Source organism: Pontibacter korlensis (genome assembly GCF_000973725.1).
GTDB classification, from domain to species: domain Bacteria; phylum Bacteroidota; class Bacteroidia; order Cytophagales; family Hymenobacteraceae; genus Pontibacter; species Pontibacter korlensis.
On the sequence record NZ_CP009621.1, the window covers coordinates 1,021,593 to 1,038,221 of the forward strand.

The window sequence follows — 16,629 nt, forward strand, 5'->3', positions numbered from 1 at the left end:
ACCTGTATGTTCTACGTTAGAGGCACATACAACTTAATTAACAAGATTATGAAGAAGCTAATTTTATCACTCGCAATTGCACTAGTTTCGTTTACTGCGGCACAGGCTCAGGCATCTCTGGGTGTACGCGGTGGTGCTAACATCTCTAACTTGTCCGGCGACCTGCGCGATGAGGACTTGTTTGAAAATAAGGTCGACTTCCACGCCGGTCTGATTTTAAATTTCCCGATAGTAGATGAGTTTTTCTCTATTCAGCCGGAGCTGCTTTACTCCAGAAAAGGGTTCAAGAACAGCGATGAGGAGTTTACCCTGCTTAATCAAACCTACAGACGTGAGGGTAAGGTTAACTACAACTATTTAGACCTGCCTATACTAGCTCGTATAAAAGCTGGCCCACTATACTTTGAGGCTGGTCCGCAGGCATCTTACCTGCTGAACGTTAATAACGAAACTAAAGAATACATTAATGGCAGCTTACAGAACACAAACCGCGACGAGAAGAGCAAAGAAGGCCTTTCTGAGTTTGAAGTAGGATACGCCGCAGGTATCGGTTTTGAGTCCAGAAACGGTATAAGCTTGGGTGTACGCTACAACGGTAGCTTCTCAGATTTTGTAGATGAGGACGTAAACTTCGAAGGAGATTTGACCAACGCACGCCACTCTGTGTTTATGGTTACCTTAGGCCTGCGTTTCCCATCCGGTAGATAAAGATTTTTATTCCTGTCTTGCTTAGCCAGCCTCGCCAACTTTTGGTGGGGCTGGCTTTTTTATGAACCAACCAATTAGAGGCGGCATAAGTAAACAAGTTTAAATGCCTAACCCCTGCTACTATGAAAAAGACGCTCCTGCTCCTGCTCTTCATACTTTCTCCGGTGCTGTTAGTGCAGGCACAGTATACACGCTTTGGAGCCAAGGTGGGTGGTAACCTTTATAAGGTGCAGGGCGACGATGGCTCCTCTAACACGACCAACACGCTAGCTGGCTTTCATGGTGGAGTGGTGGTAAGCTATGAGTTTGTATCTAGGCTTGCAGTGCAGGGGGAACTGTTGTATGAGCAGAAAGGATTTGTATACGATGAACACCCTCTAAACGCGACAGAGGCACTTGCCGATGACCACCGGCTACACTACATTACACTGCCCGTAATGCTGAAACTACAGAAAGGAGGCTTTTTTGTAAAGGGTGGTCCTTACATAGGCTACCTTATTGCCGAAGCTACTCAGGTAAAACGCCTCGACCGCAGCACTCTCGACGATCCTGCACCAACAGAACTAGGCAACTACAGGTTAAGTATGGATGATTTTGAACGCTGGGACTATGGCTATACCGTAGGACTAGGTATAGAGTTGGATAACGGTTTCTCCTTAAGCTTCCACAACACAGGCGGACTTACCTCCTTTTCAAAAGCGCTGGATCAGAAAAATTTTGGATTTAAGTTGAGTATTGGCTACCTACTTCGCCCACCTACTCCAGACGAAATGATGCTGCGCTAAACGAAAAGGCCCGGCTGAGATTTCAGCCGGGCCTTTTTTATACTTATGTCCCGTCCTGAAATAGGTTGACACTAAAACCAACCTTCTATGGAAAAAGCGACAGAGAAAAAAAGCAAGCGCACCCAGCGGGACTACACCTTAGGCTTTAAACTGGCCGTGGTGGCCGAGGTAGAGCGGGGAGATCTGACCTACAAACAAGCCCAGAAAAAGTACGGCATCCAGGGCAGAAGCACCGTTTTGGTTTGGCTTCGCAGGCACGGACGCTTAACTTGGAACTACAATCCCAACGCTATGTCCCAGACACCCAACCAACGCATCAAAGAACTGGAAGCCCAGCTGGCAGCTTCCGAGAAAAGAGCCAAAGAAGCCGAGCTCAAGGCCAGGCTGCTGGACACCATCATTGACGTGGCCGAGGGGCAGATGGGGATCCAGATCCGAAAAAAGCCTGTGGCGGGGCCCTGGAACGTCTCCGCCGGAAAGAGCAAATAAGCCTTTCGCTGGCCTGCCGGCTGCTTGGCCACAGCCGGCAGGCCAGCGGCAGGCAAGGGCTCTGGGGCAAAAGCAGCTAGCCGACCGGGTGGTGGAAATGGTCAGCCAGGTCCGCCTGCAGATGCCGCGGCTGGGCACCCGCAAGCTCTACCACCTCTTGCAGGGGCAGCTCCGGGAACTGAAGGTGGGAAGAGACAAGTTCTTCTCTATCCTCCGCGACAGGGCACTGCTGGTCAGGCCAAAGAAAAGCTACCATAAAACCACGAACTCAAAGCACTGGATGAAAAAGCACAAGAACCTGGTGGAGGGGCTCAAAATCCACCGTCCCGAGCAGGTATGGGTCTCGGACATTACCTACATCCCGACAAGGGAAGGCCACAGCTACCTCTGGCTCATCACCGATGCCTACTCCAAGAAGATCGTGGGCTATCACCTGTCCGGGGACCTGCGGGCGGAGGGGCCCGTCGAGGCCCTGCGGATGGCCATCGGCAAGAACAAGTACGGCCTCAGCCTGACCCACCACTCGGACCGGGGGCTGCAGTACTGCTCGGATGAATACCAGCAGCTGCTGGAGAAGGCCCAGATAAAGCCGAGCATGACGGAAAGGTACGACCCTTACCAGAACGCGGTGGCAGAGCGCGTGAACGGCATTTTAAAGGACGAGTTCGATCTGGAGCGGGGCTTTTCCCACCACCTGGAGGCAGTGCAGGTGATAGCCGAGTCAGGGGGTATCTACAACACCCTCAGGCCCCACCTCTCGTGCCATCTCCTGACGCCTGAGCAGATGCACCGGCAGCAGGAACTCGAGGTAAAGCAGTGGAAAAAGAAAACCTCCAACACAAACGCATTGGAGGTCTCAAATTAAAAAGTAACTTCGTCTCAAATCCGTCAACCTATTTCAGGACAAGACATTATATCAAACCTAGTTCTTTAGCTCAGCAAAGTGCTGGTAAAACAGAGGTATTGTTTCGATACCTTTCATGTAGTTAAACAGGCCAAAATTCTCGTTTGGAGAATGGATTGCATCAGAGTCCAGGCCAAAACCCATCAGCACAGAATCCAGGCCTAGCTCCGACTTGAACATAGCCACAATCGGAATAGAGCCACCGCTGCGTACCGGCACTGGTTTTACGCCAAAGGTTTCTTCATAAGCTTTGGAAGCGGCCTGGTAAGCAGGAGAGTCGGTTGGTGTTACCACTGGCTCTCCACCATGGTGCGGCTTCACCTCTACTTTTACACTCTTAGGCGCTATGCTTTTAAAGTGCTTTTTAAATTTCTCTGTGATTTCCTCTGAGCTCTGATTTGGCACTAGGCGCATCGAGATCTTAGCATATGCCTTAGAAGGAATAACAGTCTTGGCACCCTCGCCAGTATAGCCACCCCAGATACCGTTTACATCCAGCGTTGGGCGAATAGAATTACGCTCCATGGTTACATACCCAGCCTCACCGTGTACATCGCTTAAGTCTAGAGCCTTCTTATACTTCTCCAGATCAAACGGAGCACGGGCCATCTCAGCACGCTCCTCCTGGCTCAACTCTTCTACATTATCATAGAAGCCAGGTATGGTGATGTGGTTATTCTCATCGTGCATAGAAGCGATCATCTGGCAAAGTATGTTGATTGGGTTTGCCACTGCACCACCATATAAGCCAGAGTGCAGGTCGCGGTTAGGACCGGTAACTTCCACTTCTACATAGCTCATACCACGCAAGCCTGTTGTAATAGATGGCGTATCGTTACCCAACATACCTGTGTCAGAGATCAGGATAACATCACCCTGCAAACGGTCTTTATTCTCCCGCACAAACGTAGCCAAGTTCTTAGAGCCAACTTCCTCTTCACCTTCGATCATGAACTTTACGTTACAGGCCAGCGTGCCTGTCTGCATCATAGTTTCGAACGCTTTTACGTGCATGTACATCTGTCCTTTATCATCACAGGCACCACGGGCGTAGATCTTTCCATCTTTAACTACAGGCTCAAACGGAGGCGAGTTCCACAGCTCATAAGGGTCGGCTGGCTGCACATCATAGTGCCCATACACCAGCACTGTTGGCAGATTAGGGTCTACCATTTTCTCTCCGTACACCACTGGGTTGCCAGGCGTTTCCACCAGCTCCACGTTATCAGCACCGGCTTCAAGCAGTCGCTCTTTCAGAAACTCCGCATTGCGTAGTACATCGGCCTTAAACCTGGCATCGGCACTAACAGACGGAATACGTAGCATGTCGAGCAGCTCATTTACAAAGCGGTCTTTGTTGTCGTTGATATATTGATTGATCATATCGTTTTATTTTGCTCTGTTTTGTCTTAAAGTTACAAAAAAAAGCCACCCTTGCTTAGCAGGATGGCTCTTGTCATATTTTTTATACTTAGTAGTGGTTAGCGCCTGCGCCCCAATTTTATGTTTGCCTTACTCTCCTCCCCGGCAATCAGGCGGTTAATATTTTTACGGTGCGTAAGCACTACCACCGCAAAAAGTATGAAGCCGAAGATAATCAGGATTGGGTTCTCCGGCTGAAAGCGCGGAACCAGCAGCAACAGCATCGGAAAGGCAAGTGCCGCGATAATAGACCCCAGCGACACATACTTTGAGGTAAACAGAACCACGATAAAAATAGCGATACACATCAGGGCAACTACCGGCTCAATGGCGAGCATCATACCCAAAAGTGTTGCTACCCCTTTACCTCCAACAAAGTTCTCATACACTGGGAAGATGTGCCCCAGTACGCCAATAGCTCCAAAAATCAGCTGGAAAACTATTAAGTTCTCTGGCTCAATGGCATTAAATATAACCAGAAAGCCTGCCAGTGAGGTTGCCGTCCAACCTTTAAAAATGTCGATCAGCATTACAATTGCACCGGGCTTCTTACCTAACACACGGAAGGTGTTGGTAGCACCCGAGTTTCCGCTACCATGCTGGCGGATGTCGATGCCATAGTAGGCTTTGCCTATCCAAACAGCTGAGCAAATAGAGCCAATCAGGTAAGCTGCTATGGCAAATAATGCAATCAGTAATATGTTCATAAGTATTCGATTTGAACCACGGGTTTGCTTTTTGCTAACCGCCTACAATAGTGAGTGCAGGTGCAGTTTTTTATAGCAAAAACGAGCCCAAATATAGGCAAAACTAAATTCACTGCCTAGAATTTAAGCGCTCCTTTAACCTATACGCGGTGTTTGGGGTTCCTGGTTATATCAGAATATTTCTGATTGCTCCTCTTCCTCCTTCTTCTTTTTCTTCTTCTTTTCCTTTTTGCTGTCTTCTTCTGAGATAAAGTCGAAGTTTCCGGTTGGTTGGTTTGCCACCTTTTCTGTTATAGCCTTGAAGCCTTCCTTACCACCCAAGTAGGTGTTCTGGAAGTAGTTCAGGAATTCATTCTTCTCAATCAGTGCGCCATCGTAGATACTATAACTGCCACTAGACCCGCGGCTGCCTTTCGACTTGGAGCTAACGGCTTTGTTAAACTTATCATCTGAGGAAACCATAGAAAGGCCATTCTCGAAATAGCTGAAGTAGTACCAGGTGTACGGATCAGCCTGCAGGAACAGGTTTACGACAGGCTCGCCATGCATATCCTGCTTCATCTCCAGGTAACCGTTCATGCTGGCGTTAATGTCATCTTTCAAGCTGCTGGCAACACTAATACCGCCTACACTATACCATGCTTTCTGCTCGTTCGACCAACGCAGATCAACATTACTTAATACCAGGCTGCGCTCTAATTTCTTCGATAGCTTAGGCAGCGGCACATAGTTTATCATGGATTGCTCTTTATACTTACGCACTTCCTTGTCCCCAATAAATTCACCTAGCTTGTACAGCATACGCTCATCAGCAGTGCTTAGGGTAGAAATACCAACTGCATTACCCCGCAGGTTGCCAGCCATGGCATTGAGCGCCTGTGATGGCACGTTCATATCAAATGCCAGAAAGGTGTTTAACTCATAGCGGCTGCTGTCAACATTTGCATCGCCACTACCGGATGCCTCCAGTCCGAAATTCTTGTTCGACTTTAAAAGGTTAAGCTTTCCTTCGAAATGGATGGTGTTAGAGGTTTCGTTGTACCGTAGCACATTGCCTTCATAAGCATTCCCGTAAGCTCTGGCTTCCCTACCGATTTTGAACTCACTGTTTGCTTTATCATAAGACAACAGCCCATCTACTGTAAAGAGATCCAGGTCTTCTGCCCCTTGTTTTCTGGAAACAAAAGTATTGTACAACTTGCCTGAGCCGGTTGCGACATGTAGACCAGTATGAAGAGGAGAACCGTCTGCTGCCTTTGGTTTCAGGATTGGTATACGAACGTTAGTCGGGTTAAGCGTGTCTTTCTTGTAAGGGAACCAATCGGAATCGTTCGGATTACCTGTAAAGTTAAGTTTTACCTCTCCATCAAAGTCCATATGTGCATTCGGCGCCTGTAGGATAGCCTTTCCTCGATACATAATTCTAGGGAAGATGTAGAATGGCTTCACTTCTTCGTCCAAGGTAGCAGTAGCATAGGTATAAACAGGTTTCTTTTTCTGCTGAGGGTTACCGTACACAAAGTCTGCAAAAACTAACCGGAAAGAGTCGCCAGCGGCATTGTAATAATCATGCACGGCATCTCCTTTGAAAGCCAAGCGCGATAGCACGTCAATATTACCGCTATACATCTTGTGGTGCTGCTGTACGGAGTCGGCTAGTACTTTCGCATTTCTAAGTGTACGCATGGTGGCATCTGCCGACACAGCAACTTTGCCGCTGTCTGGCATTATGAACGCATCGGCCACGGCTATGTAAGGAACACCTGTAGCGTGCAAGGTATTTTCTTTAAGCCCATACTCGCCGCCATCGGCCATAAACTTTAAACCTTCCTGCTCCGGGTGCTGTGAGTAGAACCAGTTTTTACCTCCGTTCTCATCTGCCTTTAGGCTTACCTTCTGCGTATTCATGTCCCAGCGGGCGCTGCTCATTGAAGTTTTGTACTGTGTTTTTGGGAACTCCATACTAGCGGCTCCTTTCTGCTCGCTCTCAAAGTCTACAAAACCGGTGGTCATGTCATAAGTAAAAGCGACATCCAAGGCTTTAACGGCTGGTCGACCTTCCACGTCAGATTTCACGAGCATTTGGGCATTATTGCCACTAAAGCTACGCTGCCCAAACAAGAACTTAGGTGATGTAACATTGGCGTTGGCATTATCGAGCACACCGCTTCCGTACAAGCCTCCTGGCGAAAGTTTGGCTACTCCGGCAAGGGTGTAGCCTTCTTTATAAACCTTCATAGGCTCGTCCGTTGTCTGCAGGTACATAGTATCTGCTTGCGGCTGCCAGTTCATGTTAAACTTCTTTAGAGAGGCTACTGGGTAGGCTGTTCCGTTTACTGTTGCCTCCTTGATCGTTACTTCGGTGCCTCCTTCGGCTACTGCTCCATTCTTGTAGAAAGTATATACTGGAGCCTGCAAGGTAGCTGATAGGTACTGCAGCTTGCCTTTGCTCTGAATACCTGCCGAGCTCATCATGATGGTGTCATAAACCACACCTTTCCCACCGTAGGCTGCCAAGCCCTGAGCGGATGGCTGGTAGTAAAAGCCAAGTGTCTCATCTGGCATCATCTGGAGCTTTGTTTTGATCGGCGGGAAAATACCTCCAGAGTTAAACGTGCCGTCAAAGGCCACTACTCTTTTGCCAGAGCTTAAGCTGTCGAGTTTGAACGGCGGCATATCGAAGTATACGGTGCTGTCGTAGGCTCCACCTGCTACGTCCGGTCGTGCAAAGGCCATCTGAGCACCTGCCACTGCATCAAATTTCGGATATTCTGCTAGGAACTTCTCCCCCGACTTGTTACTTGGTTTGTTAATGTAGAGCTTGCCTGACAAGTTTCCGCCGCTGTTGCTCGTTAGCACCTGCTCTGGCACCTTGCTTGCTCTCGCTCCTCTTCTTTTAGACACTAGAGCGATGGTGTCCAGTTTGGCCAAATCTATAGAGAATTCATCATAGTTAAACCTGAATTCCTTACCTCTTAATGCAAGGCGACTAGCATACACTTGCCCATCAAACTCAATATCTCGGTTCTTCAGGATGTGCACCTCCTGGCGGCGCGGCAGTATGAACACGCTGGCAGTGTCGTTGTTAAACAGGATTTTGTTGACCCCTCGTACTGTAAGCTTATTGTTCTCCAGGTTTAGGGTGGCATTACGGCCAGAGGGCACCACCGATTTTATCACGATGTGGTCGTAATCATTTTTATCGCGGGAGGCTCCTACATAATGCCATGCCTTGTTCTTGAGCTGCACATAACCCGATGCCGGGTCATAGTCCAGGTAGCCCTGGTAAGACATTACCTGAGCAGCTTCGCGCACGGCTTTCTCATCCAGGCGAGTGGCACGGGCTACATCAGCTGTATAAAACGTACTTGATTTTATCTTTGCTCCGTAGCCAACCAACACCTGCAGCGGATGGAAAGGCGCGATGCCTACCAACTGCTGGTAACGTTCATTAGAATAGTACTCTGTTGATTCCAGCTGCACCGGAATCAACGTTTTAGTGTTGAGGATGGAGAATTCTATTTCCGGCTGATTCAGGTTCCAGTGTACCCGCTCCGCTGTTATCTCCAGGTTGTGGTAGGAGTCGTAGAATGGGGTGCGGGCGTAGGGACCTTTATCTTTTGTGAGGGTTAAGTTCTGATTTACGCGAGAGTAGCGCAGCTGCATAGCAGGGTGCGTCAGCGAATCTTTTTCCTGGTACACCGCCACCGCTGCACGGTTTGCCAGCACCAGCGAATCCTCAAAAGTATAGTTGCGGGCCAAGGTGCGAAACTTGCGCTTGCCCTGGTACGACACCACCAACTGCGATAAGCTACCATCCAGCGGGCGGCTACCTATTATATTACCTGATAGTGAAAACCCGCCAGTATAGGCAGTATTACCGCCTAGATTGTTTAATCGGGCATCACTTGTAAAGGAGGTGAACTTGGGGTAAGGATAGTTGCCTGTCTTGCGCTTGCTGCTCATCCATTCCAATGCGCCTTCCACAGGGGCTGCCAGTACTGTTGAGTAGTTTACTTTTACTTCCGGTGCCTTGAAACCTGCAAAGCTTGTGTTAAAACTATACTTACCTAGCTCAGCACTGGCTGGCTGCTCTTTCACCTGCCAATCAAACGTTCCGCCCTCTCCTACAAACACATTCTGCGCCAGCATTAACTGGCCACCTGTATTCTGTATAGCAACCGAGTCCCATGGCGTAACAAACACCAGTGCTACCTTATCCAGCTTCAGCACCGGACCTGATACTTTAGGCATGGTAGGTACAAACTGTCGTTTCAGGCTTTCCAGGCGCTTTTGTGCGCTAACTTTCTTTTCTTCTTTTTTTGGCTGTGGAGTTGCCGTTCCCCAACCATCATCTACCCAGGTTTCCTCTTCTGTTGTACTTACCTCATCATCCCAGGAAACACTATCCCAAGCTCCGGCATTGTCTTCCTGCTCCTCAACTGGCTTGCTGCCCCCTTCATAGGCAAAGCTAAAACTACCGCCAGAGGTTCTAAGGCTGTAGTAAGAGTTCTGGAACAGCTTGTTCTGATCCATGTAAAGGCTGGTGGTACGCAGAAATTGTTCGAGGCGCTTCGTGTCTTCCTGCTTCACAGCTTTGCCTGTAACCTCCAGCAGGTTATCGAGCTGATCCGCACGAAGATTCTGCTTTTTTATACCTGCCGTAAGGGTGGTGAAGAAGTCTGAGAAGTGAGGAGTGCTGCGCATTCGCTTACGGTACATGCGCTGAGCAATGTCAATCACTTCAGTCTTCTGCTTTGAAGAGAGCTTTCCGCTGCTCCATACTTCTTCCAAGTCAGCGGAAAGTGCCTCGGCGTTTTCAACTTTACCCGCCACCAACATCGCTTTCACATCTCCTACGAAGTCGGCAGGCTCTGTCGATAGCTTTGTCTGTGATTGTGCCTGCGCTGTTAGTACTGCTAAAAAAAAGACGAAGGGTAAAAGTTGTTTCATAAAGGTAGGGGTTGGATGATTGGTTGGTAAACTACACTTTTAAACTATGCTTTGAAGATGGCCGATACCCAATTGTTTTTAACCCGGTGCGACTCATACTTCAGCCCCAGCTCTTCGCAGCGCTGCTGTATCATTGGCAAGTCTTCTGTATAGAAGCCGCTCAGCAACAGCCAGCCTTCAGGCTTAAGCACTGCCTTATAAGCAGGCATGTCTTCCAGAAGAACGTTTCTGTTGATATTGGCTAGTATAATATCGAAAGGATTTTCTCCTGTAACTGTCTCAGCACCACCAAGTCGCACATCTATATTACCGTAACCGTTCAGCTCAGCATTATCGCGAGCATTCTCCACTGTCCAGTCCTCAATCTCCACAGCCACAATCTCAGAGGCCCCCAGCTCCCCAGCCATAATGGCTAGAATACCGGTCCCGCAGCCCATGTCCAGCACACGCTTGCCCTGGTGATCAATCGTCAGCTGATTTTCGATCATGAGTGTGGTGGTTTCGTGGTGGCCTGTGCCGAAAGACATCTTCGGATTGATAACAATGTCATACTTGGCATTGGAAGGCTTCTCGTGGAAAGAGGCACGCACCGACACTTCACCGCCAATAAATAGCGGTTCAAAGTTACGCTCCCACTCCTCGTTCCAGTTCTGTCGCTCGATTTTCTGCACTGTATACTCTACCTGCACAAAGTCGGCATAGCGATTAAGAGTATCCTCCAGGTCCTGCTGGTTGTACTTATTTTCTTCAATGTAAGCACTGAAACCGTCTTCCGTCTCCACAAAGGCATCAAAGCCTAACTCCCCGAGTTCGGCTGTAAGTATGTCCGCAAAGTCTGCGTTTACTTTTAAAGTTACTTCTATAAAATCCATGGTAAATAATTATTCGCGGCAAGTAGCAAAAGATCGAGCATCGGTAAAATGCACAGTAAAATCAGCCTGGTAGCGCTGCTCTGTTACGTACAGCACGTAGTCGGCAAAAGCTTTATTAGGAGTTAAGTACCAAACAGCTGGCGCATCGGCAAAAAGCTTGTTGCTTTCGCGGTACACTACCATATTGGCAAAAGCCTCCTCTTCCCCCAGGTACACCACATGCGAGGCGGTGTTTTTATACATAGGGTTACGTTCCAGGTATACAGAGCCGTACACCTGGCAATGGTTGCGCCCTACTGCTTCTGTAGCAGGCATTAAATAAGGCAACAACGCCATCCAAAGTATGAACAGTGGCTGCATATATTAGTAAGTTAAAATATAGGCAAGATACAAAAAAGGTCGCTACCTTAACAGGTGAGCGACCTTTTTAATAATTTCTTATTGTATTTTAGATAGATTTAATCACATCCGTAAAATCTCTGGATTTAAGAGAAGCTCCCCCAATCAAACCGCCATCCACATCGGCCTGAGAGAATAGCTCTTTTGCGTTGCCCGGGTTGCAGCTACCGCCATAAAGAATAGAGGTATTGTAAGCAGCCTCAGCATCGAACATGCGTGAAATCTGCTCACGAATGTACTCGTGCATTTCCTGTGCCTGCTGGCTGCTGGCAGTACGGCCTGTACCTATCGCCCAGATTGGCTCATAAGCTATCACCACCTGGTCAAATTCTTCGTTGCTCAGGTAAGAGAGGCTGTCGTGCAGTTGCTTACCTACGAAATCGAAGTGACGATCGGCATCGCGCTCCTCCAGTGATTCACCGCAGCAGAAGATCGGCTTCATTCCATTGGCAATGGTAGCTTTCATCTTTTTGTAAAGCGTTTGCGCGTCTTCGTGGTGGTACAGGCGGCGCTCGCTATGGCCTATAATTACGTACTCCACACCCACAGACTTCAGCATGGCAGCCGAAACCTCGCCAGTATAAGCGCCACTGTCGTGCTCGCTTACGTTCTGTGCAGCTAGGTGCATCTTATCGTTGCCCTGCAGCAGTTTGCCAACACTTTGCAGGAACGGGAAAGGAGGCGCTACGAGCACAGTCACATCACTGTTCACCTCGTCTTTCACCATATTATCGATCTCCGAAACCAGCGTCAGCGCTTCTTCGGCTGTTTTATTCATTTTCCAGTTGCCTGCAACAATTCGTTTTCTCATGTTTTATACTTTGTTGATGATGGATATACTTTGGTTTGCTTGCTCCGAAGCTTTACGGCAAGATAGGAAAATTTGGCGTACCCGTCGCAGTTATAGTTTGTGTGAGTTTGAGTACAGGTGTTTTGGGGAGTAGCATATTGCATGGCTGCTCCTCATCTCTTTAGGCTGATATCTCAGTTGGCTTGCTGAGCCATACTTGCTGACTTGCTGCTCTGGACATCCGTGTTTGGAAATCTCTACTGTGGGTCTCCACGTCCGCGTAAGCTATACTTTGAACTTCGGCTATACTTCACAGCTACTGCTTTATGCAGCTTGAGGTAAGCTACCCTTTCTTGCTGCTGTTCATCCTCTGCTTTACTTACTGCTCGTTTCACCTCCGGCTGTGGTGCGCTCAAGGCCGGGTGGCCTCGTCCTGGGGATAGGGGCCACTACTGTTCGAAACCTTTTTAGGTACGTATTCTATAGCGGGTATGTATAGAAGGAGGCAGAGATGAAGGTAAAGGACATATTGGCGTTTGTTCCCGATGAGGACCTGGCGCTGCTGGCGGCCCAGACACGTGTGGACCACCAGGTCAAAAAGCTCAGCGGGCGGGCCAGCCTGCGAGTGATGGAGGACCTTTCTGCTCGCTGCGCTTCCGCACCCTGGCCGAGCTGGAGCAGGGGCAGACCACGCGCCACAACTCCATCCGGGACCGGATCGTGACCATGCGGCCCGATTTCTTCCGGGCCATCTTCGAGCTGCTCTTTGAGCGCTTCAACCGCCACCTGGGCCAGGGGCGGGCGCTGGTGCGCTACGACCCGACCCTGATCGCCGTCTCAGCCCGGCTGGTGGGGTGGAGCACGCGCACCAGCCGGGCCCTGAGCGAGGGCTGCGCCCTGGCCCAGCTCGACGAGCAGGGCCGGCTCTTTGTCGTGGGGGTGCACTACCTCGAGCGGGAGCCCCTGGCAGTGGGGCAGCGGCCGCCGTCACCGTCCACAGTGACGCCTGGGTGAGCTTGCGGGAGCGGGGCGGCCACTACGCGGGCAGGCCGCTGCGGCTGGTCAGGGCCAGGGTGGAGGCCTCGGGGGAAGAGATCTGGTTTGTCACCAGCATCGCCTGGCTGGAGAGTTACCAGGTGGCGGCCATCTACCAGGAGCGCTGGCAGATCGAGGGGCTCATCAAGTTCTTAAAGCAGCGCCTGCAGCCCGGGCACCTGGTCACCCGGGACGTGAACGGCATCCAGGTCATGGGCAGCATGACCCTGATCGTGGCCCTGCTGCCCATCGTCTACCGCAAGCTCGACAGCGACCGGCGCGCCAAGCTGCGCTTCGCCCAGGAATTGGACACAGAAATAGTCCGGCAAATCGTGCTGCTCTGCGGCGGGGACCCCGCTAAAATGGAGAATTTCGTCACATGAGCAGGTTTCTCACAGTAGTGGGTAGGGGCCCTCGACAAGGGCATCGCGCCGGGAGCTTTTCTTTGCTCCTACGTCGCAATGCCTGGCTATCGCTTGTCACCGGAACCTCTCGAGGCGCTCAACCCAAGGACTGGGATCAGGTGCAGTTAGCTACAACTGACGGAGCTTGAACATAATTCCCCTCCTTAGACAAGGAGGGGCCAGCGGTGGCTGGACCCGGTACTGCAAAGCTCGCGCCCCTGTTTTTAGGGGAAGGGCTGAGGAGAGGTAAAACAAAAAAACCGCTGCATTTATACTTGCAGCGGCTTTTTACACCTGATCTTTCACTTACAGCTTGTCCTTCAGGAAGCGGGCGGTGTGGTTATCCTCCAGCTTTGCCATCTCTTCTGGTGTACCCTCAAATAACAAGTGACCGCCATTTGTACCTCCCTCAGGGCCAAGATCTATAATCCAGTCGGCACATTTCACTATATCCATATTGTGCTCAATGATCACAACAGTATTGCCGTTTTCGATAAGTGCATTGATCGAGGTAAGTAGCTTGCTGATGTCATGGAAGTGCAAACCAGTACTAGGCTCGTCAAAAACAAAGAGGATGTTCTCCTGGTGCGGCTGCGCTCCTTTGGTCAGGAATGACGCCAACTTCACGCGCTGCGCCTCGCCACCAGATAGCGTATTACTTGACTGCCCCAAGCGAATGTAACCTAGCCCCACATCGTTCAGCGGCTTTAGCTTCTCAATGATTTTTGATTGGTCAGCAAAGAAGTCGATGCTATCGGCAATGGTCATGTTCAGTACCTCCGAAATGCTCTTGTCTTTATACTTGATATCAAGCACATCCTGCTTAAAGCGCTGTCCGTGGCAGCTCTCGCAAGTCAGGTAGATATCAGCCATAAATTGCATCTCGATCTTCACCTGCCCTTCGCCCTGGCATACTTCACAGCGACCTCCTTCGATGTTAAACGAGAAGTGCGACGGCTTAAAGCCACGCGACTTAGCCAGCGGCTGATCGGCATAAAGCGTACGGATCGCATCGTAAGCCTTTACGTAAGTTACTGGATTGGAACGCGACGATTTACCAATTGGGTTCTGGTCCACAAACTCAACATGCTCTATCTTATTAAAATCACCTGCCAGTCTATCGAACTTACCTGTAGCTTCAGAAGTTGTACCGTGCAGCTTTTGCATAGCCGGAGCCAAAATCTTCTTGATAAGCGTAGACTTTCCAGAACCACTTACACCTGTCACCACGGTCATCACACCTAAAGGTATCTTCACGTTCAGGTTCTTGAGGTTATTTTCCCGCGCCCCGATGAGCTCTATGGCATTGCGCCACTTACGGCGTTGCGCCGGCACCGGCACTTCCATACGGCCACTCAGGTATCTGCCTGTATAGGTATCAGCCTTGGTTGTGATTTCGTCAAAAGTGCCCTGAAACATTAAGTTACCACCTCCGGATCCAGCCTCTGGCCCTATATCGATCAGCTGGTCAGCGGCACGCATCATCTCTTCCTCGTGCTCAACCACAATTACGGTATTGCCCATCTGCTGCAGCGAGCGCAGTACACCTATCAGCTGCTCCGAGTCTTTCGGGTGCAGTCCTATACTTGGCTCATCTAGAATGTACATAGAACCCACCAAGGCACTACCCAATGAGGTAGCCAAGTTGATACGTTGGCTCTCGCCACCAGACAAAGTATTAGAGAGGCGGTTGAGCGTCAGATACCCCAGCCCTACCCGCTCCAAGTAACTTAAGCGGTTAGTTACTTCCGTGACCAGACGCTCGGCCACGTTTTGCTCATGCTCTGTTAGCTGCAGATTGCGGAAGAACGGCAGTACCTGCGTAATTGGCATCAGCACCAGGTCGGTTATACTCTTGCCGCCTACTTTTACGTAGCTGGCATCTTTGCGCAGACGCGAACCTTTGCAGTCGGGGCAAGCAGTACGGCCACGGTAACGCGACAGCATTACGCGGTACTGTATCTTGTGCGTTTGCGACTGTATTTCTTTAAAAAAGGCATTTAGGCCTGCAAAGTATTTGTTACCGGTCCACAGCAGTTCCTGCTCGGCCTCTGTCAGCTCATTGTAAGGGCGGTGGATTGGAAAGTCGAAGCGGATGCCGTTTTTGAGCAGCGGCTGCAGCCACTCGTTCATTTTTTCAGAACGCCATGGCGCAATAGCTCCTTCATATACCGTCAGGCTCTTATCCGGGATTACCAGGTCCGGATCTATGCCTAATACACTACCAAAGCCTTCGCAGGTCTGGCAGGCGCCGTAAGGGTTGTTAAAGCTAAAGAAGTTAACTGTCGGCTCCTCAAACACCATCCCGTCCAGCTCAAACCTGTCGGAAAATACGCGCTCCTGCTCGTTGCTATACTTCACACGGCACTCGCCATGTCCTTCAAAAAAGGCAGTCTGCACTGAGTCAGCTATTCTGAACTGAAGGTCTTCGTCAGATTTATAAATAACCGCTCTATCGATTAGGATATACACTTCTTTACCCAGCTTCGGCTTCTTCTCCTCCAGCAGCTCCTCAATAAAGTATACTTGCCCATCAGCATAGATTCGGGAGTAGCCTTTCTGCAGCAGCAGGTCCAGCTCTTTCGCCAGTGTACGCTCCTTGTGCTGGTGTAGCGGTGCCAGAATCATAACACGAGCCTCATCCTCCAACGAAAATACAAAATCCACTACATCAGCTACCGTATCTTTCTGCACCACCTCACCAGAAATTGGCGAATAAGTTTTGCCGATGCGGGCGTAGAGCAATTTCAGGTAATCGTAAATTTCAGTGCTGGTACCTACCGTAGAGCGGTTATTCTTTATACTTACCTTCTGCTCAATCGCGATGGCTGGGCTTATGCCTTTGATATAATCTACATCAGGCTTATCCATACGGCCCAGGAACTGGCGCGCATAGGAGCTTAAACTCTCCACATACATGCGCTGCCCTTCGGCATAAAGTGTATCGAAAGCCAATGATGACTTGCCAGAGCCAGATAGACCGGTAATAACTATAAACTTATTGCGGGGCAGCGCCACACTTAGGTTTTTGAGGTTATGAACCCGGGCACCTTTTATAATGATGTTCTGGCGGGCGTCGAGCTCCTCAAGTTTATCTGCAGTTGTATTTGCCATATATTAGAAAGCCTCTTCCAGCAAGTATAACAAGCCGGAACAGAGGC

General features: G+C 49.8%; 12 protein-coding genes and 1 pseudogene. 5 read left to right on the forward strand and 8 right to left on the reverse strand.

The window, feature by feature from the left end; genetic code table 11:
- The first annotated feature begins 48 nt into the window (after positions 1-48).
- From PKOR_RS04160 to PKOR_RS24350, 3 genes and pseudogenes are all read left to right on the forward strand, one after another.
- Positions 49-708 (forward strand): porin family protein, encoded by a 660-nt coding sequence (locus PKOR_RS04160; protein ID WP_046314068.1) that lies wholly within the window; start codon positions 49-51, stop codon positions 706-708.
- Positions 709-830: 122 nt separating this feature from the next.
- Complete coding sequence (locus PKOR_RS04165) at positions 831-1,493, forward strand: porin family protein (protein ID WP_046309293.1); 663 nt, start codon at positions 831-833, stop codon at positions 1,491-1,493.
- A gap of 87 nt (positions 1,494-1,580) precedes the next feature.
- Positions 1,581-2,847, forward strand: a pseudogene (locus PKOR_RS24350) (IS3 family transposase).
- Positions 2,848-2,904: 57 nt separating this feature from the next.
- On the opposite strand, the gene PKOR_RS04180 reads toward PKOR_RS24350, so the two are convergent.
- The 7 genes from PKOR_RS04180 to PKOR_RS24970 all read right to left on the reverse strand — a co-directional run bounded on the left by PKOR_RS04180 (position 2,905) and on the right by PKOR_RS24970 (position 12,424).
- On the reverse strand, positions 2,905-4,269 hold the full coding sequence (locus PKOR_RS04180) for a dipeptidase (RefSeq protein ID WP_046309295.1): 1,365 nt from the start codon (positions 4,267-4,269) through the stop codon (positions 2,905-2,907).
- Positions 4,270-4,367: 98 nt separating this feature from the next.
- A complete protein-coding gene (gene plsY, locus PKOR_RS04185) occupies positions 4,368-5,015 on the reverse strand; it encodes a glycerol-3-phosphate 1-O-acyltransferase PlsY (protein ID WP_046309296.1) in 648 nt (215 codons plus the stop codon).
- Between the two features lie 171 nt (positions 5,016-5,186).
- Positions 5,187-9,968, reverse strand: a complete 4,782-nt coding sequence (locus PKOR_RS04190) for a hypothetical protein (RefSeq protein ID WP_046309297.1) — start codon at positions 9,966-9,968, stop codon at positions 5,187-5,189.
- Positions 9,969-10,012: 44 nt separating this feature from the next.
- Positions 10,013-10,840 carry a 50S ribosomal protein L11 methyltransferase gene (prmA, locus tag PKOR_RS04195; RefSeq protein ID WP_046309299.1) on the reverse strand — a complete coding sequence of 276 codons (828 nt, stop codon included), beginning with the start codon at positions 10,838-10,840 and terminating at the stop codon, positions 10,013-10,015.
- A gap of 9 nt (positions 10,841-10,849) precedes the next feature.
- On the reverse strand, positions 10,850-11,200 hold the full coding sequence (locus PKOR_RS04200; RefSeq protein ID WP_052738716.1) for a 7(1) septoil knot domain-containing protein: 351 nt from the start codon (positions 11,198-11,200) through the stop codon (positions 10,850-10,852).
- An 88-nt stretch (positions 11,201-11,288) separates the two neighbouring features.
- The gene (tpiA, locus tag PKOR_RS04205; RefSeq protein WP_046309300.1) at positions 11,289-12,050 is read right to left on the reverse strand and encodes a triose-phosphate isomerase; all 762 of its coding nucleotides are present in this window, start codon (positions 12,048-12,050) and stop codon (positions 11,289-11,291) included.
- Positions 12,051-12,286: 236 nt separating this feature from the next.
- Complete coding sequence (locus PKOR_RS24970) at positions 12,287-12,424, reverse strand: hypothetical protein (protein ID WP_158453737.1); 138 nt, start codon at positions 12,422-12,424, stop codon at positions 12,287-12,289.
- 331 nt (positions 12,425-12,755) lie between these two features.
- On the opposite strand from PKOR_RS24970, the gene PKOR_RS24975 reads away from it, so the two are divergent.
- Together PKOR_RS24975 and PKOR_RS04220 are read left to right on the forward strand one after the other, a co-directional pair.
- On the forward strand, positions 12,756-13,043 hold the full coding sequence (locus tag PKOR_RS24975) for a hypothetical protein (protein WP_046309302.1): 288 nt from the start codon (positions 12,756-12,758) through the stop codon (positions 13,041-13,043).
- A gap of 2 nt (positions 13,044-13,045) precedes the next feature.
- Positions 13,046-13,447: a transposase gene (locus PKOR_RS04220; RefSeq protein WP_158453738.1), complete on the forward strand. Its 402-nt coding sequence runs from the start codon at positions 13,046-13,048 to the stop codon at positions 13,445-13,447.
- Between the two features lie 327 nt (positions 13,448-13,774).
- Here PKOR_RS04220 and uvrA read toward each other — a convergent pair whose 3' ends face one another.
- Positions 13,775-16,582, reverse strand: coding sequence for an excinuclease ABC subunit UvrA (gene uvrA, locus PKOR_RS04225; RefSeq protein WP_046309305.1), 2,808 nt, complete (start codon positions 16,580-16,582; stop codon positions 13,775-13,777).
- Positions 16,583-16,629: the final 47 nt, after the last annotated feature.